The following is a 19,242-nucleotide window of genomic DNA, read 5'->3' as shown; positions in this document are numbered from 1 at the left end:
TGCCCTTCCGCTTACTAAAAGCAGAGTTCTTGCTTGAGGGTCTGGTTTCCTTGGTACCGGTATATTTCTTCTTGGTACTAGCTTCAGCTTTCTTGCTAAACGAGGTCCCGTCTTGCTATTACTTTCTATCTCCTTGCTATCGACCCTTGCTTCTTACTTGAACACGCTCTGGGCTTGGTTAATTTCCTATTTTTCTTGCTAACGCCTTTAGTTTCTTGCTTTCTAACACTAAGAGCTTGGTGCAAGCATAATTGTTCTTGCTAATACAAAAATGGGGGGATTTTTATCATTTATTGGTTTCGCCACTTGCCTCAACTCGAGTTAAATAGATCAGAATGGACGCCATTCATCCAAAATGTGTGGTTTCGGCAGCATTATATGAAATTTGTTTATGTTTTTCAGTTTCTCGTTCTTTCTATTCCTTTTCAGATGGAGCTTGGCTTCTCCAAACTCAACATATTCTTCCTAATCCTTATAGGAATCAGCACCTTCGTTGTCCATGAGTGGCTACACATCGTTACGGTTTATAAGAAAGGGGATATGAGTATAACGTTTAAAGGGATTTTCTTTTGGTTACATACAAATGCGGTCTTATCCAAACCACGATTCTTCTTATTTATGAGTTTGCCTTTTATCTTATTATCATTCATCCCTGGACTTCTAAGCTTCTTTACTTCGGGAGAATTTCAAATCATCCTTCTCTTCATCTGTTGGATAAATACACTCTACTCTGCTTCAGATATTTTTAACTCTGTCCTAATTCTTAGGAAGCCACGGCACTCTAAGTTCTACAGAGGCTTTTACAAGGTGGAGCCTGTTCGGTGAGGTTAGGAGCCTACCTCCCCAAACTCCAAACTCCACTCTTCCCTTTCATAAATCCAGCTCGCTCGTAGAACTTGGTGTTCTCTTCTGCAAACGTGACGGTTACAATCTCTATCCCCGTTCTTTCTGCTTCTACTAGTAACTCGTTTACAATCTTTAATCCTAACCTTAACCTTTGATAATGTGGATGAACGATAATGTCTTCCATATATCCGTGTTCTAAACCCATTCCACATATATATCCAAATGCGATTAATTTCCCTGTATCATCTTTTACTCCCGCCCAAAACTGGCACCGTTCAAATAGTAGGGGGTAATCTTGATCTCTTCTATTCCAGCCTACGCTTTCTCTTAGTTCTGGTACTTCATGTTGTTCTAATGATAGATTTATTTTTGCAGCAAATGGCATACGTGGCCCCCTATTACTGTTCCTTCAAAGAGAAGTCATATCCCTGATAGTCAAACTGTTGCTTAAAGCCCAATTTTTCAGCAACGGCAACAGATGCAAGGTTCGTCTCCATACAGTCCCAATAAGGTATTTTGTTCGAATCTAGACATTCTTTTATAAATGCTGCGGCTACATGTTTAGCAAAGCCACGGCCTCGATATGGTTTGTAGGTCTCCACTCCCATACAATGTACATTTCCAGCCACATACCCAGAAAAGCAGTAGCTCACAATCTCATGCTCATAGATCATGCAATAACCTAAGCCGTGATGAAGAAATGAATGGATCGATGGCCAAAATTCCAGTATTTCTTCCTTCAGTTGAGGAAGATTTTTGATTTTGTTATTGCTTAATATATCTCGATTGAGTTTCACGCATTGAAAGGTTTCCGGAATATGCTCCTTCTCAGGCTCAACAAACGATCCTTCTCCTAATAGGTAGACTCTTTGATTCCAGCTGCCAATGGTTCGATGCTGAAACACTCTTTCAAAGGTTTGATTCCATCCCGGGTGATACCCCAAAGCTTCGAACCATTCTAAACCAACCTTTTTAGCCTCTGGTTTAATCGTTTGGTTAATAAATTCATTTAATGCTTGATTAAAGGGGACATTCTCCGCGTCTCCAAAAAAGATAAACCCATCGTTTGAATAAAGCCATACGATTCCGGTCTTCGGCTGATCAAGGTTATCTACAAATACTCGCCCGGGACTTGTCCCGTATATTACGGCTCTACCTTCTGCTAATCCATCCTCTTGAAGTAACCTAAGACACGTTTGAAACTGGTTTTTGTTCAGTTCTATGATCATAAGGCCCTCCTGAAATTAATTAGTAGCAATAAGTAAAAAACGTTTTGAGTTCGTGCATATTCCCTTTTTTGTTTTATTTGCTTGAACGAATTGATTGAATCGATCTAAATCATTTGGATCGTCAAGAAAGTTAGGGATTATTGGCGTGTGGTTTAAGAGGAATAGCAGATCCTCTTCCCTTTTATAGTATTCTGATGCGTTGTATTCTAGTTCTACAATCGATGTGAAACCCGCTTCTTTTAACTCAACTATATATTTTTGTTTTAACTTACCGTCTTGCTCGCCATAAGACTGTCCTCTTCCAAATTCCTTTTTCAGATTCAGCTTATCCTCTTCGCTGACTTGTTGCGTGATGAATGTTCCACCTTGCTTTAAGACTCTATTCACTTCACTGGCTTTAAAAGGAGCGTGTCTACTTGTCACGATATGAAAGAATTGATCCGGGAATGTTAATTCATGATTAGACATTTCGTGGAAGCTTGTATTTAAGATTCCAGACGTTTTTAGATTACTTTTAGCCGTACTTATCATACTTTGAGACGTATCAATTCCAACTAGAGATGAAAACTCAGGAGCCAGTCTTATTACATTTTCTCCCCCACCGGTGCCAAGGTCTAATAAGGAATCGGATTCCCGGCCAATTGCTTTTACCTTCTCATTAAAATTCCACTTAGCACCTTCCACTTCAACCTGAAGATGACTAAAATCCCACCCGTTTATTTCTCCAACTTTGTTATAAAACTCCTCTTCGTTCATAAGAATCACAACCCTTCTTCCTACTATTGCTACATTCCATAAAAAACAAAAAAATCCTGCCTAGGCAGGATCCTTAAGGATTATTCAGTTAGGGTTGGGTGACCTGTTGAAAGCCTTCTAATGATGTGACTTCCTCCCCCCTCCAGATCCAACGTGGTTTCGTATCGTCATCATACACATAATCATTTTCACTAAAATACATGCTATCATTCTCTTCATTATCGTTCATTACCAGTAACCCCGTCTGACTAGCTGTCAGCTTGTTTTGCTCCACTCGATTCGAGTAGGCGTAGTATTGCACGAATAGCTGTGCTCCTTCAAGGTCTTTCGTGTCGTTACCTGAAAGCGTGTTACCTGCAATCAAAGAGTCTTTGGTTCCTCCACGCTCTGAGTCATAGCCCCCTATGGAGATACCAGTTATAACATTCTCGTAAACGTCATTGTTGAGAATATTGATATTGGTCGCAAACTTGTCTTTATGCTCGGACGTTGCCTCAATCCCTATGTCATTTTGATAGACCGTATTTTCTTCGATCAAAATATCGCTCCCACCATCGACGTAAATGCCACCAGCACTGTACTCCTTGCCATAGCTTGGGTTATCGTAACTAGAATTGTGGTGCACATCATTTCCACGGATAATCCCATTACGTGCAAAGTCACGATCGGGGTCTGCTGCAATGCCTTCGTAACCAATTACATCGATTCCAATATTATTTGTATGGTGGACATGGTTGTCTGCGATTAAGAAGTCACTGACATCGCCGTTTACAACAAGCGCCTCACTCCAACCGAGCTTAAGATCAGTAAGCGTGTTGTTCGTAATATCTATATCTGAAATTGATTCTTCTCCATACACCGCGATGCCATGCGCGTTCCCGTCTTTTTTGTAGGTCGCAATGTCGTGGATAAATAGATTTGTTAACTCCACATATTCACTAGGCCCACTGACAAGAACACCTATGACTGTCTTATCCTCATGCTCAGTTGTTACGTGTTCAACCTCTAGTCCATCGATGGTGATATAGCCTTTTCCGCTAATCTCAATCATCGCCACATCATCTAGACCATCCTCAAGCTGTTCTCCACTTAGGCGAACCTCTTCCTCTTGATACGCCTCGAAACGGATGGGCTGATCCTTCGTTCCGCTATGCTGGACGATCAGTGGCTCATAGTAGATACCCTCTCGGATCGTCACCGTTGTTCCTGCCGTTGCCCGGTCTGCTGCTTCCTCTAGTGTTAGCAGAGGTTCTTCAATTGTCCCCGCATTGCTGTCATCACCGTCAGTCGCCACGTAAAGCTGCGGGCCTTCTTCACTTGTTGTGATTTGCTGCTCTTGGCAGCCAGCTACTAACAGTCCTGCTAGTAGAATAAATAGTGTATATGATCGTTTCAAGCTTGTTTGTTCCTTTCCATCTGCATCATTCTATTTTGTATCCGACTCCCCAAACCGTTTGAATCACCTTATAGCCTAAGGCTTTTTCTAATTTGTCTCGTAAATTACTAATATGAACCATCACTGTGTTGTTGGAGTCGTAGTATTTTTCCTTCCATACCTGCTGGAAGATTGATTCTGAGTCAAACACTTGTCCAGGTTGACTTGCCAATAGGTAAAGAATCTCAAATTCCTTCGAGGTTAGCTTTAGTTCATTGTCTTGAACCATTGCCTTGTATTTTTTCTTATCAATAGTTAGGTCACCTAGCTCCAGGATTGTACTTTCCTTAGCTAACCCACGGTAATAATACGCTCTTCGCAGTAATGCCTTCACTCTTACAACGAGCTCAAGTATATTAAATGGTTTAATTAAATAGTCATCTGCCCCCGTCATAATTCCCGTAATCCGATCCATATCTTCTGACTTTGCACTAATCATTAGTATCGGAAGGTCATGATCTTGTCTAACCGTTTGGCAAAATTCTAACCCATCCATTTCCGGCATCATGACATCCAGTACAACCAAATCGATGACGGTTTCTTTCATTTTTTGAAGAGCTTCAATACCATTTCCGGCGAGCGTTGTAGAATACCCTTCATTTCTTAGTGAAATACTCACTAAGCGTGCGATTTCTTGATCATCATCCACGATTAAAATATGCTTAGACAACCGCTTCCACATCCTTCTTACTACTTGTTGAATGATAATACCTAGAAAGTCGCAATGAGAGACTACAGGCTAGATCATTCGTTATTGTTTGAGCGAGAGCAGCAATCGTACCCATACTTATTGCTTTTTCATGACTCGTTCCAATTAATACTACTTGATCCCCACTCTTTATACCATCTATATCGGTAATATCAATCATCAGTTGATCCATACATACGTTTCCAACTTGCTTAGCAAAGTGTCCATTAATTAATATAGGTGCTCGTTTTCCTGAAACAGCTCTCGGATAGCCGTCTGCATACCCAATTGACACAGTTGCAATTTTTCTCGGAGTAGCGAATTTACATTTACGCCCGTACCCAATCCATTCGTTCATTGGAACGGGTTTGATCATTGAAATCCTTGCTTTAAGTTCCAACACTGGTTTCAACCCAATCTCCTTGACCTCTCCAGAAGGAATACCGAACAGCATAATACCAGGTCTGACAAAGTCGTATGTAAGATGGGAATGATTAATAATCCCCCCACTGTTTTGAAGATGTGTCTTTCCGTATGGATAGCCTTTTAATTGATCTAGGCATTGATTGAATCTAGAAACCTGTACATTGGTCATTTCTACATCTATAGGATCTAAACTGTCTGCAACAGAAAGATGGCTATAAATACCGTGTACATGGAGATACGTGTAGGAGAAGATTTCCTTAAGATGAAAGGTGTCAAGATACGCGTAACCCATTCGATTCATACCAGTATCTATTTTAATCTCTACTTGAAGGTTCACGCCTGCTTTTCCAGCAGCTATTGCTAAAGCTTTTGTATACGTTGGTGAGAACACGCTTTGAATCAGCCTTAGTCTTGAAAGGGTTAAAGCCTCTTTCGGAGATGTCATTCCTAAAATTAAAATGTCCGTAGAGGGTAAGAGATTTCTTAGCTGAACAGCTTCGTCTAAAGTGGCTACTGCAAAATTCGTTACTCCTGCTTCAAAAAGGCTTATTGCCGTTTGTTCAAGTCCATGTCCATACGCATCTGCTTTTACTACTGCCATGATGTTCGTTTTTTTGGAAATGGTAGAGCGAATCCTTTCTACATTATGTTGAAGGTAATCTAGGTTAACCTCCATCCAAGCTCTAGATTGACTCAATTCTACTCACTTCCCTTCCCTGCATCGCAAGTTCAATTAGCTCATCAACCAATTCTGAATAAGGAATACCTGAAGCTGCAATCATTCTGGGATATCTGCTTGAAGGCGTAAACCCTGGCATCGTATTAATTTCATTAAACACAATCTCTCCATTTTCTTTAATGAAAAAATCCACCCTGGCTAATCCCTTGCATCCTAGTATGCGATAGATTTGCACTCCTAGTTGCTGTACCGTTTTTAAAATGTCTTCTTTTTGTCTTGCTGGCACGTACTGTTTCATCTCACCGGAGTGATATTTGTCTTCATAATCAAGGAAATCTCTACTTGGTTCAATCTCTCCAATAAGGCCAGTTTCAGGATAGTCATTTCCATAGACTGCACACCCTACTTCCATTCCCCTAACCATTGCTTCACAGAGGACCTTATCATCAAAAGTAAAGGCTTGTTCAATGGCTTGCTTCAATTCGAATTCATCATGTACCTTTGATATTCCATATGAAGAACCCGATCTTGCCGGCTTTACAAAGACCGGATACCCAACTTCCTCTGTTGCCCACTGTTGTACCTGCTCAAATTGATACTCATATCGACCAAACGAGATAAAGTCGGTGGTACAAATGCCCGCGCTACTCACTAATTGTTGTGCGATCACTTTATCCATACAAATCGCGGAACTTAATGTATCGCACCCTATATACGGAATATTCGCCATATCAAGTAGACCCTGGATCGTTCCGTCTTCTCCGTTTTTTCCATGAAGAACAGGAAAGTAACAGTCGACCTGTATGTAATTAATTCCTTCGTCATCTAATAAAATGAGACCTGGCTTAAGATGATCAGGGCTGACAACTACTCGTTTCAGAAAGGGGCTTCTTGCCCAGCTTCCGTCTTTAATCTGCTGACTAATCCCATCAAACTTATACCAACTGCCTTCCTTCGTAATACCAATTTGAATGACATTGTATTTCGTGACTGGTATCGCATCAATCACTGCTGCGGCTGATTGTAAGGACACCTCATGTTCACTTGATACGCCTCCAAAAAGAATAGCTACTGTTTTCCGTTTCACGATTCATCTCTCCACTCATTTGTTAGTGAGTTCATCATAGAAAATCCCATTTAAGAAAGCAGAAAGAAAACCTTAAGAATCTTAAAGAATGAAAAAGTGTACAAAAAAAGCCTCCACAGAAAAATATTCTGTAAAGACTCAATGTCCTTTTAGCATGGGCAAGGTGACATAAAATGCTGTACCTGCTTGATCACTCGTCACACGTATTTCTCCACCATGCAATTCAACGATATTTTTTGCAATCGCTAGCCCTAATCCAGATCCACCAGTGTCCTTTGTTCTAGACTGATCCACACGATAGAAGCGTTCAAATAAAAACGGCAGCTCAGCTTGGGCAATGGGCTCCCCGTAGTTTCGAATTTCAACTTCAACCTTTTCATTTAGCTGATTTAATCGAATATCAATGTGCGGGGCATCCGATCCATATTTAATTGCATTCTCAATAATGTTACCAAACACTCTTGAGAGCTTTTCTCCATCTACCGTCTGCTTGACTTCATGTTCAGGAAGACTCATTCTAAAATTCAAGTTTGCCTCCTTCATCTGCAGATAAAAATGAGTTGCCATCTGGTTAATGATCTCTTTTAAATCAATCTCCTCTTTGTTCAAAACTAACTTTGGATTCTTTGTACGGATATATTCAAAAAGATCATTCACCATGGTGTTCATTTGCTTTGTTTTATCATAAGCAATGTCCGTGTAATATCTAAGAGTCACCTCATCTTTGTATTGATCTCTCTGTATTAAATCAAGATAACCCATAATGGAGGTTAGCGGCGTCCTAAGATCATGTGAGACATTCGTAATTAATTCTGTTTTTGATTGTTCAGAAATTCGCTCCTCTTGCACGGTTGTTTCAAGCTGTTTAATTAACTGATTCACCTGAGTCGCTAGGTGTCCAAGCTCATGATTCTCTTTCACTTCAACACGTTTAGAAAGCTCCCCGCTTGCCATTTTTTTAAGGTCTGCTTCAATTTTCACAAAATAACGGATATATCTGTGAGCAATAAGTAGAAAACAAAAGATAATTCCAGCAAAAAACAAAACAAAGATAAGATCAAAGAAAACGTACTCATAGTAGTTAAGTGCTTCATAAAAGGAAGCGGCTATTCGGTCGAACACATTCACATAATCATTTCGAGACATCCCATAAAAAAAGTGAAGACTCGCTATTAACGCAGTAGTTAAAAACCCACTTAGCAACAACATGATGAAGATCTTAAACATTAGAGCCAAGTACCGTTTATTCAATCAACTCTTCCTCTCCCCATTTTCTCTTCCCTAAACCAAACACGTATTGTCTCTAGCATACCATTACTTATATGACTCGAATCCGCAAAAACAAGATCATCCCACACCACATTCGTTTCTTCCCTATTATCGTCGTGATGATAGAGCAATATGACTTTCTCGTCGTTAGGTATTGTAATAGGCGCACTAAACAGTAAGAAAGGGAACAAAATACAAACACTCGCAATACATTTTCTGACCAACTCTACTCATCTCCTTCATATATGAGCATATCCATCTAATCATAAGAAGAAGAAAAGAAAACCTTAAGAATTCTAAAGAATGCGAAGTGGTGCGTTAGCGTCTACGATTGATGTATTAGAATAAAAAGTTGGTGCGACACATTATAAATTGAAGCGTTAGAGGGTGGATTAAAGCATTTTCAGAGCTTACTATGTAAATAACTAATAATCAAAACACCAACCTTCCGAAACCACAACAACTATCATAAACGAAGTTCTCCTACCTCTTATAATGAATACAGGAGTGAGACACATGAAAGAACAGGTACAAGTAATGATCGATTGGATTGAGAAGCGTTTAAAGGAGCCTTTTTCTTTAGATGAACTAGCCGCCTATATGGGATACTCGCCTTACTATTGCTCGTTTACGTTCCACCGGTTAACTGGAATGAGTATGAGACGTTATGTTCTTCTTAGGAGATTGTATCTATCGACCTACGAATTATCTTTAAATAGAAAGATCATTGATGTTGCCTTTGCATATAACTACTCTTCTCAAGAGGCCTACAGTCGAGCGTTTAAGAAGATATTTGGTCTTACACCAAAAGAGTATCAACGTCAAAGAGTACCTGTTCAATCCACAGTCAAACTTACTTTTCACCAGAATGGAGCTGACAACTACATGGATGTATCTAAAAAATTGGAGGTAACTAAGGTACAAGAAGATTATAAAGAGTTATTTGATCAGGAGGTTCTCCACATCTTAAACGGTCAAATGATGTACGAGGAATTCAAAGAACAGAAATTAATGGGAGCATCAATCTATGCCCCCTTTAATGAAGCGATGTGTGTGAATGAAACGAGTGAACACCCTTTTGGTGAAACATTTATTCACTTACGCGCAAATGGCCACGGAGAAAATGCTGAAAAGTATACAGATAAAGTGATTGCTCCACTAGAGCCGTTTTTCTCTGCCAAGCATCAATGCATTGTTCTCTGGTTCGGGGAGGATCTATTCTGTCAGATGAATCTATTAACCTTGCTGGCTTACCTTGAGCAGACTAACTTTGAAGGAAAAGTGTTCTTACACAGCTTTCGAGAAGATGAGTTTAAGGTGAATCAAGTGGAGCTGACACTTGGTCATTATGACACAACTTATCAAGAAGTTTTGGTGCAACACCAAGAACCAACTCACACCCTAATACCAGTCATGTATCAAGCAGTCCATTTGTACTTGGACATGCTTAAGGAAGAGAATCAGGTCGTTCGTTATATTAAACAAAACCAAAATCTCACTTCCAAAGAATTAGTCAAACAACTTCTGTCGCTTTTCCCAGCGATCGGTTATGGCGACACGCAATATCTTCAATTAATCGAGAAGGTCAGATCATAAGCAGGCTCATCACGCGCCTGTTTCTTACTTAATCAAAGGATAGTTCACTATTCTTCGCTCTGTTTCATTTACAAGCTCAAGCTCGGTTGCATGAAAGTCTAGGGCAGCGAGCTGCATAGCATTTGCGAAAACAATCTGATCAGATTCAGTGACGATCTCTTCATCTACTGTGTAACGGACGGTTGCGACGTCATTTTCAATTGATGCATGGTCGATTGCCATTCCTTCTACGATGGCCGTTGAGTAGGACAATTCATGATCATTAACTGTTTTCATTTCTTCTACCGTTTCTTCAAAACTCAACGGTTCTCCATCAGCTTCTGTAACGTCTTCACCTAATAAGCCACCGGGTAAGAATAAGGTCTGTTCGAGTTCTGTATCGTAGAGGGTATAATAGCCTCGTGTCTGACCTCTTTCTTCTTCAATATTCATTGTTTGATCGAGCGGACTTCCTCCTACAATCATCTCTCTACCACCATTAGGATCTAAAAAGATCACTTTTTCAACCCCATAAAGATCGCTTATCCCAGAAAATGATTGGTAAAACAACTGATTTTGGGCGGAAGTTGTGGAAAGTAGCTGCTCGTCACTTACGTTAAATTGAACTGTAAGCACAGAGTCTTCCAATGTGAGTTCAGTATACGTGCTCAATATATCCTGTTCAGATGGATCACTTTCAAACAAGGACCTCTCAAGACGTTCTTCGCGTGATCCGTCTATATCTCCCTCTCGACTAATTGAGAATGTTGTAATAAACTCATTCGTTGCGTCCACGTAATCCGTCTGAATCATATAATTTTCACTTTCCTGTACTTCCTCATACGCTTCTTCCTTCTCGTCCTCTGTATCACTCAGATCGTCTGTTTCACTCGATTCAACTGTTTCGGTGTCCGTTCCTTTATCCTCTTGAGTATCCGTTCCACTTCCTTCCGTTTGTTCCTCCGTATTATTTTCAACCGATTCCGTGTTTTGAGTTTGTTCATTTGAGGTATTACAACCAACAAGGATACAAGCAAACGAAACCATACCAGTTATTGCTGTTACCTTTTTCAATTTAATCCCTCCTCTTTCCATTCCTTACCCGTATGAGACTTGGACTAAAAGGTTATTTAAAGATTCATTCATTCTTTTGATTATCATTCCAAATGCGCTAAATGATAATGGTTTGAAGATCTATATCCCCGTATTACGCAAAACAGCTTAAAATTTTGATAAAAAAGATCGATCATACTTGTTGACAAACAGTAATAATTATTTAATAATAAGTATGTAATTAGAATAACTATCATTAAGCGATGGCTTAATGTTCATATTAGGAGGATGTTTATTTATGTCACTTATCGGTTCAGAAGTACTTCCATTCACAGCACAAGCTTACAAAAATGGTGAGTTTGTTGAGGTTACAAACGATAGCTTTAAAGGTCAATGGAGCGTTGTTTGCTTCTACCCTGCTGACTTCAGCTTTGTTTGCCCAACAGAACTAGAGGATCTACAAAACCAATACGCAGATTTAAAAGCACTTGGTGCAGAAGTATACTCTGTTTCAACAGATACGCACTTCGTTCACAAAGGTTGGCATGATAGCTCAGAGAAAATCGGTAAGATCACATACACTATGATTGGTGATCCATCACAAACGATTTCTCGTAACTTCCAAGTATTAAACGAAGCTTCAGGTCTTGCTGATCGTGGTACGTTCGTAATCGATCCGGATGGTATCATTCAAACAGTTGAAGTGAATGCAGACGGTATCGGCCGTGATGCAAGCATCCTAGTAAACAAAATTAAAGCAGCTCAATATGTTCGTAACAATCCAGGTGAAGTATGCCCTGCAAAATGGGAAGAAGGAACAGAAACACTTACACCTAGCCTTGATCTAGTAGGTAAAATCTAAGGAGTGTCATAAAACATGGTTCTGGATACAGAGATTAAGTCACAGCTCAATCAATATATGCAGCTTTTAGAAAATGACATTGTCATTAAAGTGAACGCAGGAGACGATAAAGTATCAACAGATATGATCGCTCTTCTCGATGAACTTTCTGCTATGTCTGAGAGAATTACGATTGAAAAGGCTGCTCTACCCAGAACGCCAAGTTTTAGTGTAAACCGTGTAGGAGAGGACACTGGCGTAACATTCGCCGGTGTTCCTTTAGGTCATGAGTTCACATCTCTTGTCTTGGCATTGCTTCAAGTAAGTGGTAGAGCTCCAAAAGTGGATCAATCAGTTATTGATCAAATTAAACAAATTAAAGGTGAATTTCACTTTGAATCATATATTAGCTTAACGTGTCATAACTGCCCTGACGTGGTTCAGGCGTTAAACATGATGAGTGTATTAAACCCTAATATCACGCACACCATGATTGACGGAGCAGCCTTTAAAGATGAGGTTGAGGATAAGCAGGTTATGGCCGTACCAAGCGTTTTCTTAAATGGTCAATCATTCGGAAGTGGTCGCATGAGCACGGAAGAAATCATCGCTAAGATGGGTGTTGGTGTTGACGCGGAAGAGCTAGCTTCAAAAGATCCATTTGATGTTCTTGTTGTTGGCGGTGGTCCAGCTGGTTCAAGTGCAGCGATTTATGCTGCTCGTAAAGGAATTCGTACTGGAATCGTTGCTGAGCGTTTTGGTGGTCAAGTTATGGATACATTAAGCATTGAGAACTTCATTAGTGTTCCTCATACAGAAGGTCCAAAGCTAGCTGCAAGTCTTGAAGAGCATGTGAAGAACTACAGTGTCGACATCATGAACCTTCAAAAAGCGAAGCATTTAGAGAAAAAAGACCTGTTCGAGGTAACGCTTGAGAACGATGCCGTACTCAAAGCAAAAACAGTCATTCTTTCAACTGGTGCACGCTGGAGAAATGTTGGCGTACCTGGTGAAGAAGAATTTAAAAATAAAGGTGTGGCTTACTGCCCGCACTGTGATGGTCCATTATTTGAAGGGAAAGATGTTGCGGTGATTGGCGGAGGAAACTCCGGAATTGAAGCAGCGATCGACCTTGCGGGGATCGTTAACCATGTAACTGTTCTTGAATTCGCGCCTGAGCTTAAAGCAGACAGTGTTCTTCAGGATCGTGTGAATAGCCTACCAAACGTAACGGTTATCACGAATGCACAAACTACCGAAATCACTGGTGACACAAGTGTAAACGGGATTTCGTATAAGGATCGTGCAACCGAAGAGATTCATCACGTGGCCTTACATGGCGTGTTCGTTCAAATTGGTCTCGTGCCTAACACAGAATGGTTAGATGAGTCTGTTGAACGTAATCGTATGGGCGAGATCGTAGTAGACAAGCAAGGCGCAACAAGCGTCAAAGGTCTATTCGCAGCCGGAGATTGCACCGATAGTGCGTACAACCAAATCATTATTTCAATGGGATCAGGTGCTACTGCTTCACTCGGTGCATTTGATTATATGATTCGTAACTAAAAAAGCACTCATAACAGTAAAATACTCGTCTCAAACATGTTGGGACGAGTGTTTTTCATTTTATAAGTTATTTAACGATTTGACATAACGCTTAAACTCTTGATTTTGCGTGTTTAAGGTTTCAATATTTTTCATAAAATCAGCAACAAGCTGAGCTTGGTCATTCGATGCATCCGTAATCCCACTAATTTCTTCTTGCATACTCTTGATTGATGTCTGTATCTTCAGTAAAGTATCATCAATTTGAGTGGCTGCTTTTTTTGTTTCATCTGATAGCTTTCTTACTTCTTTCGCAACAACACCAAAACCAGCACCAGCCTGACCAACGCGTGCTGCTTCAATGGCAGCGTTTAGGCCAATCAAATTCGTTTGGCGAGAAATATCCCCAATGAAATTGGTCACATTGGATACGGCATTTGATTCATCGACCGTTTTTACAGCATTTCTTAATAATTGATCTGACGTGGCAGACAGCTCTTCCGAGTGAGCAGCCACTTGTTGAATCCCGCTAAGTAGATTCTCCGTGATCTCTGAAGTCTCGCCCATTAATTTTTCAATTTTCTCTAATTCGTTACCACTATTATTTACGCTTATCACAGCTAATATCTCATCTTGTTCATCTTTTATTGGCACGTATGTAATTGTATATTCATAACCGAAAACCTCCTTAGGAACGACAGCGTGAGTGACATCGTTATTTTGTAAAAAACTATAGTTTTCATAGCCTTTTTCAAGCGGGTCACCAGCCTTTAAGCCAATAGAGTCAGTGCCTTCCCAATACAATACGTGTGTATCATCAATTAATCCAACAGCTACATCACCTTTAAACAGTTGCTTTATAAATGGCATATTTTTCTTCAAAAAATCTAATGAATCCATATATCCAACATCCTCTCGATGAAAGCAAGTATATGAAATTTATATCGGCTGAAAGGACCAGAATATGTAGATTATATGTCAAGGCAGGAAACGTTATTTGCACTATCTTTACTTAAACGCCCTCTCACTCAACCTCTGCTTTCGTCGATCAATCGTATCGTAATACTTTACCTTTTTTTGGAGCACCTTAAGACTGGCTAGCTTCTGGTCAATCTCCTGCTGTACCTTTTCTGCGTGTGCTGCCATTAACTCTTTCCTTGCAGTGATCGTATCTGCCCCCTCTTGGAACATGGCCACATATTCTTTGATCATCCGAATTGGCATATCGGTATCACGTAATGTTTTGATAAAGGTAATCCATTCTAAGTCAGTATCTGTATACCTTCTATTTCCAGATGAATCTCTTGTAATTGCTGGAATCAATTGTTCTTTTTCATAATAACGCAACGTAGAAGCTGACAGACCCAGCTTTTCTTTGATTTCGTTCATGGAGTAATCGTTCAAGTAAGCAAGTCCTTTCCTTTGACTTAAAGTGCACTTTAAGTAGTAAGATACACTCATCATAGTTAAGGAGTGATTTGATGTCTAGTAAAATTCTTGTTGTTGTGAGTAGTTTTCCAAAATACCCGGATTTAGATAGAGCGACGGGCTTATGGTTACGCGAAGCTGTCCACTTTGTGAAAAAGGTAGAAGACGCAGGGTATGAGGTGGATTTTGTGAGTCCAAAAGGCGGATATACGCCAATTGATCCTCATAGTCTGGCTTCAGCTGAAGCAATTGACTGGGAGTTCTATCTAAACCCAGCGTTTATGAAAAAGCTTGGGAATACACTAACTCCTGAGGACGTGAATCCAGCTGATTATGCGGCCATTTATTATGCAGGTGGTCACGGAACAGTCTGGGACTTCCCTGAAAATGAAGGGCTTCAGAAGATTAGCCAAACGATTTACAAAAATGGCGGGATCGTCTCTTCTGTATGTCACGGCGCGGTTGGTTTATTAAACCTAAAAACGGCAGAAGGCAATTATCTCATTGCTGATAAAGTGGTCACAGGATTCACGAACGAAGAAGAGAAGCTAGTTGAACTTGATGAGTACCTGCCATACCTCACTGAAACCGAACTGGTTAAGCGTGGCGCGAAATTCCAAAAAGCGGACAAGCCGTTTGCTCCATACGCTGTTAAAGACGGACGCCTGGTAACAGGTCAAAACCCTGCTTCTGGTGGTCCAGTTGCAGATCTTGTGTTAAAACAACTTCAAAAGTAAGACAAATAGCGACCAGTCCTACGTAGGATTGGTCGCTTCTTCTATTAAAAGAAATCAATAAGAGCTGGTTCGTCTCCTGGAATAAGTGACACAAAGCGTTTAATCGCTTCATGATCCCCTTTAATCAAGCCTTGCTGTAGATAAAAGGAAGGTCTTCTGTAGCCTAGCATTAAGCTAGTTAATGTTTGGATACTCATTGATATGGTCGGTTCCTCAGATGATACTCCACAGCTTCCTTGCCCCTCTTTAATCGAAACAGCAAATGTCTGGTTATTCCATTCAGCGTAGGTGTCCTCAATTTGAAGTGTAAAGCTCCTGTCTGAACTCTTCGCAAACGGAAACTCTTTTAGAAATGCTTCTACATCAACAATTCTTGCCATGAAGTAAGGAACACTCTCTGCTTTGGTTTTAGGATCTGGCAGAAAATAATCTAAATGCTCGGAAGCCGTAGTCGTTATTTCAGCGGTCTTAATCATGGAGTCGTGCTGTCCAATAAAGGAAAGAAGCGCCTTTAATCCATCAGCATCCTTATAGACCATTTCCTCGGTTTCAAAGTGTCTGCCTTGAACCTTGTATACGATATACGCCACTGGATCTCCAGCTTCGTTTGTATATAGAGCCGATTGAGTACCTGAATATCTATGTTCAAGTCGTTCCCACCAACTATCCTTACGTACGAGCATTCCATGACTTGCGTTCTCATTATAGACATGACGAATACGCTGATCCGTAAAAGGAACTCGTTGCATTTGCCCTTCTATGGTCGGATCGGGCTTTGGAAACTGTGAGGGCTCAAACGTGTATGTGACTTCGTTAAAAGCGATCTCCCAGCCAAATTTACGATAAAATCCAACTGCAAATGGAGCAAGATAGGAAAGGATCTGTCCTTCTTGGCGCATTTCTTTAAGCGAATGCGTAATAAGCTGTTTAATTAAACCTCTTCTCCGTTGCTCCGGATAAGAAGCCACCCCAGCAATTCCGCCCATTCTCATGGTTGTTCCAAATACATTCACATGGAAAGGAATGACCTCTAGCTTTGCTAACAGCTCACCATTGTCCGTGACCTCACCATAGGTAACAGATTGCTCCCAGCCTTTCTTTGCACGTGTCCGAAGCTCTTCTGAATCCGACATCTGAAACGCAAAACAACTTAGTAGGACTGCCTGTTCAAATTGCTTATCTGTTAATCGCTGAATCGCCATGAAAACGCCTCCATATGTAGATTTACTAACAGTTTAGCACAGATTAAAAACAGAGTGACGAAACAAATAGGACTCCACACTAATAAGGAGTCCTATTTCTAATTTTTCCTTAAAACAGGTTCACATCAGACCCAGATGTTCACGAAAGCTATGGCCATTGTACGCCTCTCTAAACAAGCCTACCCGCTGTAATTCGGGAACCACCAACTCCACAAAGTCATCTAAACTTCCAGGTAAGGTTGGGGGCATTAAATTAAACCCATCAGCCACTCCCTCATCTATCCAGACTTGCATTTGATCGACAATCTCCTTTGGCGTTCCAATGAGTGTAAGGTGTCCACCACCTGCACTTAGGTATCCTATTAATTCTCTCACCGTCGGATCAGTATCTTGTATAATTTCTAAAACGGTTTCGTAGCGACCAACGGGACCGGTAAACTCTTCAACTGGTGGCAGGAAAGGTACTTTTTCATCAAGTTCCCAATTGGAGCAGTCCTGTTGTGTAAAGAAGCTGAGTTGTTTTAAAGCCGTCTCAATTGGCAGTCGTTCATCTAGAGCAGCTTTTTTCTCTAAGGCTTCTTCATATGTACGACCAACATACGTAACGAGTCCAGGTAGAACTTTTATCTTCTTAGTTGGGTTCTCACTTTGCTGAATCTGCTGATCCAGCTTAGCTCGGAACGTTTTCGCTTGCTTCAGATTCCAAGAGACAGAATAAACAGCATCCGCGTATTTTGTCGCTAAGGCAATGCCTTCTTTTGATGCTCCTGCTTGCATCGAGACTGGTTTCCCCTGGGGACTGCGTGGAGTCGTTGAAGGTCCATGCACATTGAAGTAGGTTCCTGCATGGTGAATAGGCTCAATCTCTGATGGATCAATAATACTCCCTGCGTCCCGGTCATGTAAAAACGCCTCTTCCTCCCATGAAAGAAACAACTTATCCATAACCGCTGCAAACTCATCTGCTTTTTTGTAACGCTCCACGCGTTGAGGTAACTCACTCATCCCATGATTTCGAGCTTCTTGATCTGTCATCGAAGTCACCAGATTCCAGCCTACCCGTCCCTTTGTCAGATGATCCAAGCTTAGAAGCTGCCTGGCCGCTGTAAATGGATTGGCAAACGTACTCGAAATAGTTGATACTAACCCAACATGCTTGGTCACTTGAGAGATAGCGGTTAAATTCACGATTGGGTCAAACCAAAAGGCTGGCATTTCACTTGAATCCATTCCTTTAAATGCTTGGTTGTCCGCAAAAAAGATCGCATCAAAGTACCCCTTCTCCGCAAGCTGGGCGAGTTTCTGATAATAGGAAATTTCTCCAACCTGCTCAATACTTGAATCAGGCATCAACCAAGCCGCTTGATGATGTCCACATCCATAGAGTAAAACGCCTAGATGTATTTGTTTCTTTACCACACCACTCACCTCACTTAATTCATCGTCAGTCCGCCATCTACTGTAATGTTCTGACCCGTCATCCCAGTTGAATGCTCAGAAGCCAGATACGCAACCAGATTCGCGACATCCTGAGTCTCTGTTACCTTTTTAAGAGGTGTAGATTGCGCAATCAGATCAAAGACCTCAGGCGTTGTCACTGCACTTGCATCTGTTGTTTTTAACAAACCGCCTGATACAACATTGGCTTTTATCCCGTGTACACCAAGTTCAGCCGCAATGTTACGAGTAAACCCAATCAAGCCTGCTTTCGCCGTTGTGTATTCATGGTAAGGGACAACCGGGTTCTGAAATAGATTGGTCCCGATACTAATAATCGTTCCCTCTTGTCTATCAATAAATTGAGGGACCACACTCTGAATCACATTAAAAGCAGCTTTCAACGTTCCATCCACCTGTTTTTGATAATCCTCCCATGACAGCTCAGTAAACGACTTCTGTTTCGTAGGGTCAAATTTAAAGTCTACTAATGCATTGTTCACAACTACATCAATCTTCCCAAAATAAGCCGTAGCTTGTTCGATTAATTGATTTACTTCTGCTCGATTCGTTACATCTGCTTGGATGGCACAAGCTTTGTCTTCTCCAATTTCAGACACTAATGCTTCTGCCGCTTCCTTGCTTTTATAATAATTAACGACAACCTGAAACCCCTGTTCTGCTAGTGTCTTTACAATCGTTGCTCCGAGTCCTCTGCTTCCGCCTGTTACAACTACTGTTCTTGTCATTCTGACCACTCCCCTTTTTTTTGTTAAATAAAAAAAGCGCAGCATTCCTGTAGGAACGCTGCGCAAACTAATTAATACATACTCAATAAAAACACAAACATGCGGTAATGATGTATCAGAGCTTGGCACTTTCCTACGCTAGTCTTACCTAGTTCAGGTTCAAAGGGTTCGAGTATAAACTCATCTCAGTTAAAAACACCCCTAGTGCATATGACTATTCAATTATCGTTGGTTATTTTAGGTAACGTTTTCACGTTGGC

The 19,242-nt window shown here is 40.8% G+C and carries 19 protein-coding genes and 1 riboswitch; of the genes, 5 read left to right on the top strand and 14 right to left on the bottom strand.

Annotated elements, in window-relative coordinates:
- Window positions 1–279: 279 nt before the first annotated feature.
- Window positions 280–825 (top strand): DUF3267 domain-containing protein, encoded by a 546-nt coding sequence (locus tag JNO66_RS12240; protein ID WP_203089342.1) that lies wholly within the window; start codon window positions 280–282, stop codon window positions 823–825.
- Window positions 826–835: 10 nt separating this feature from the next.
- Here JNO66_RS12240 and JNO66_RS12235 read toward each other — a convergent pair whose 3' ends face one another.
- The 8 genes from JNO66_RS12235 to JNO66_RS12200 all read right to left on the bottom strand — a co-directional run bounded on the left by JNO66_RS12235 (window position 836) and on the right by JNO66_RS12200 (window position 8,373).
- A complete protein-coding gene (locus tag JNO66_RS12235) occupies window positions 836–1,231 on the bottom strand; it encodes a GNAT family N-acetyltransferase (protein ID WP_203088576.1) in 396 nt (131 codons plus the stop codon).
- 13 nt (window positions 1,232–1,244) lie between these two features.
- Entirely contained in the window at window positions 1,245–2,075 is an 831-nt protein-coding gene (locus tag JNO66_RS12230) for a GNAT family N-acetyltransferase (RefSeq protein WP_203088575.1), read from the bottom strand.
- 15 nt (window positions 2,076–2,090) lie between these two features.
- Entirely contained in the window at window positions 2,091–2,831 is a 741-nt protein-coding gene (locus JNO66_RS12225) for a class I SAM-dependent methyltransferase (RefSeq protein WP_203089340.1), read from the bottom strand.
- An 88-nt stretch (window positions 2,832–2,919) separates the two neighbouring features.
- Entirely contained in the window at window positions 2,920–4,227 is a 1,308-nt protein-coding gene (locus JNO66_RS12220; RefSeq protein WP_203088574.1) for a right-handed parallel beta-helix repeat-containing protein, read from the bottom strand.
- 25 nt (window positions 4,228–4,252) lie between these two features.
- A complete protein-coding gene (locus tag JNO66_RS12215) occupies window positions 4,253–4,936 on the bottom strand; it encodes a response regulator transcription factor (protein ID WP_246483270.1) in 684 nt (227 codons plus the stop codon).
- Window positions 4,929–6,056, bottom strand: a complete 1,128-nt coding sequence (alr, locus tag JNO66_RS12210) for an alanine racemase (RefSeq protein WP_246483301.1) — start codon at window positions 6,054–6,056, stop codon at window positions 4,929–4,931. Before alr ends, JNO66_RS12215 begins: the two co-directional genes overlap by 8 nt.
- A 7-nt stretch (window positions 6,057–6,063) precedes the next feature.
- On the bottom strand, window positions 6,064–7,146 hold the full coding sequence (locus JNO66_RS12205; RefSeq protein WP_203088571.1) for a D-alanine--D-alanine ligase family protein: 1,083 nt from the start codon (window positions 7,144–7,146) through the stop codon (window positions 6,064–6,066).
- 138 nt (window positions 7,147–7,284) lie between these two features.
- Window positions 7,285–8,373 (bottom strand): sensor histidine kinase, encoded by a 1,089-nt coding sequence (locus JNO66_RS12200; RefSeq protein WP_246483269.1) that lies wholly within the window; start codon window positions 8,371–8,373, stop codon window positions 7,285–7,287.
- Between the two features lie 558 nt (window positions 8,374–8,931).
- Here JNO66_RS12200 and JNO66_RS12195 point away from each other — a divergent pair.
- Window positions 8,932–10,011: a helix-turn-helix transcriptional regulator gene (locus tag JNO66_RS12195; protein WP_203088570.1), complete on the top strand. Its 1,080-nt coding sequence runs from the start codon at window positions 8,932–8,934 to the stop codon at window positions 10,009–10,011.
- A 24-nt stretch (window positions 10,012–10,035) separates the two neighbouring features.
- Here JNO66_RS12195 and JNO66_RS12190 read toward each other — a convergent pair whose 3' ends face one another.
- Window positions 10,036–11,064, bottom strand: a complete 1,029-nt coding sequence (locus tag JNO66_RS12190; RefSeq protein WP_203088569.1) for a hypothetical protein — start codon at window positions 11,062–11,064, stop codon at window positions 10,036–10,038.
- Window positions 11,065–11,341: 277 nt separating this feature from the next.
- On the opposite strand from JNO66_RS12190, the gene ahpC reads away from it, so the two are divergent.
- The gene (gene ahpC / locus JNO66_RS12185; RefSeq protein ID WP_203088568.1) at window positions 11,342–11,905 is read left to right on the top strand and encodes an alkyl hydroperoxide reductase subunit C; all 564 of its coding nucleotides are present in this window, start codon (window positions 11,342–11,344) and stop codon (window positions 11,903–11,905) included.
- Window positions 11,906–11,920: 15 nt separating this feature from the next.
- Window positions 11,921–13,450: an alkyl hydroperoxide reductase subunit F gene (gene ahpF, locus JNO66_RS12180; RefSeq protein ID WP_203088567.1), complete on the top strand. Its 1,530-nt coding sequence runs from the start codon at window positions 11,921–11,923 to the stop codon at window positions 13,448–13,450.
- Between the two features lie 60 nt (window positions 13,451–13,510).
- Here the strand turns inward: ahpF and JNO66_RS12175 are convergent, their stop codons facing one another.
- Together JNO66_RS12175 and JNO66_RS12170 are read right to left on the bottom strand one after the other, a co-directional pair.
- Window positions 13,511–14,329 carry a methyl-accepting chemotaxis protein gene (locus tag JNO66_RS12175; protein ID WP_203088566.1) on the bottom strand — a complete coding sequence of 273 codons (819 nt, stop codon included), beginning with the start codon at window positions 14,327–14,329 and terminating at the stop codon, window positions 13,511–13,513.
- A 108-nt stretch (window positions 14,330–14,437) separates the two neighbouring features.
- Window positions 14,438–14,818, bottom strand: coding sequence for a MerR family transcriptional regulator (locus JNO66_RS12170; protein WP_210340864.1), 381 nt, complete (start codon window positions 14,816–14,818; stop codon window positions 14,438–14,440).
- 92 nt (window positions 14,819–14,910) lie between these two features.
- Here JNO66_RS12170 and JNO66_RS12165 point away from each other — a divergent pair, with 92 nt between their 5' ends.
- The gene (locus tag JNO66_RS12165) at window positions 14,911–15,594 is read left to right on the top strand and encodes a type 1 glutamine amidotransferase domain-containing protein (protein WP_203088564.1); all 684 of its coding nucleotides are present in this window, start codon (window positions 14,911–14,913) and stop codon (window positions 15,592–15,594) included.
- Window positions 15,595–15,638: 44 nt separating this feature from the next.
- Here the strand turns inward: JNO66_RS12165 and JNO66_RS12160 are convergent, their stop codons facing one another.
- From JNO66_RS12160 to JNO66_RS12150, 3 genes are all read right to left on the bottom strand, one after another.
- Window positions 15,639–16,796, bottom strand: a complete 1,158-nt coding sequence (locus JNO66_RS12160; RefSeq protein WP_203088563.1) for a GNAT family N-acetyltransferase — start codon at window positions 16,794–16,796, stop codon at window positions 15,639–15,641.
- Between the two features lie 120 nt (window positions 16,797–16,916).
- Window positions 16,917–18,215, bottom strand: coding sequence for an LLM class flavin-dependent oxidoreductase (locus tag JNO66_RS12155; protein WP_369874220.1), 1,299 nt, complete (start codon window positions 18,213–18,215; stop codon window positions 16,917–16,919).
- 14 nt (window positions 18,216–18,229) lie between these two features.
- On the bottom strand, window positions 18,230–18,982 hold the full coding sequence (locus JNO66_RS12150) for a 3-oxoacyl-ACP reductase (RefSeq protein ID WP_203088561.1): 753 nt from the start codon (window positions 18,980–18,982) through the stop codon (window positions 18,230–18,232).
- Between the two features lie 113 nt (window positions 18,983–19,095).
- Window positions 19,096–19,195, bottom strand: a riboswitch (TPP riboswitch).
- Between the last annotated feature and the right edge of the window lie 47 nt (window positions 19,196–19,242).

This window comes from Alkalicoccobacillus gibsonii, assembly GCF_016798245.1.
Taxonomy (GTDB): domain Bacteria; phylum Bacillota; class Bacilli; order Bacillales; family Bacillaceae_D; genus Alkalicoccobacillus; species Alkalicoccobacillus gibsonii.
The sequence above is the reverse complement of the archived record's forward strand: the minus strand, read 5'-3'. Positions and strand labels throughout refer to the sequence as shown.

Excerpts from the sequence above, each read along its gene's own strand:
- JNO66_RS12235 (WP_203088576.1), bottom strand. The coding sequence starts at position 1,231 with ATGCCATTTGCTGCAAAAATAAATCTATCATTAGAACAACATGAAGTA.
- JNO66_RS12230 (WP_203088575.1), bottom strand. The coding sequence starts at position 2,075 with ATGATCATAGAACTGAACAAAAACCAGTTTCAAACGTGTCTTAGGTTA.
- JNO66_RS12225 (WP_203089340.1), bottom strand. The coding sequence starts at position 2,831 with ATGAACGAAGAGGAGTTTTATAACAAAGTTGGAGAAATAAACGGGTGG.
- alr (WP_246483301.1), bottom strand. The coding sequence starts at position 6,056 with ATGGAGGTTAACCTAGATTACCTTCAACATAATGTAGAAAGGATTCGC.
- JNO66_RS12200 (WP_246483269.1), bottom strand. The coding sequence starts at position 8,373 with ATGTTTAAGATCTTCATCATGTTGTTGCTAAGTGGGTTTTTAACTACT.
- JNO66_RS12195 (WP_203088570.1), top strand. The coding sequence starts at position 8,932 with ATGAAAGAACAGGTACAAGTAATGATCGATTGGATTGAGAAGCGTTTA.
- ahpC (WP_203088568.1), top strand. The coding sequence starts at position 11,342 with ATGTCACTTATCGGTTCAGAAGTACTTCCATTCACAGCACAAGCTTAC.
- ahpF (WP_203088567.1), top strand. The coding sequence starts at position 11,921 with ATGGTTCTGGATACAGAGATTAAGTCACAGCTCAATCAATATATGCAG.
- JNO66_RS12175 (WP_203088566.1), bottom strand. The coding sequence starts at position 14,329 with ATGGATTCATTAGATTTTTTGAAGAAAAATATGCCATTTATAAAGCAA.
- JNO66_RS12170 (WP_210340864.1), bottom strand. The coding sequence starts at position 14,818 with ATGAACGAAATCAAAGAAAAGCTGGGTCTGTCAGCTTCTACGTTGCGT.
- JNO66_RS12165 (WP_203088564.1), top strand. The coding sequence starts at position 14,911 with ATGTCTAGTAAAATTCTTGTTGTTGTGAGTAGTTTTCCAAAATACCCG.
- JNO66_RS12160 (WP_203088563.1), bottom strand. The coding sequence starts at position 16,796 with ATGGCGATTCAGCGATTAACAGATAAGCAATTTGAACAGGCAGTCCTA.
- JNO66_RS12150 (WP_203088561.1), bottom strand. The coding sequence starts at position 18,982 with ATGACAAGAACAGTAGTTGTAACAGGCGGAAGCAGAGGACTCGGAGCA.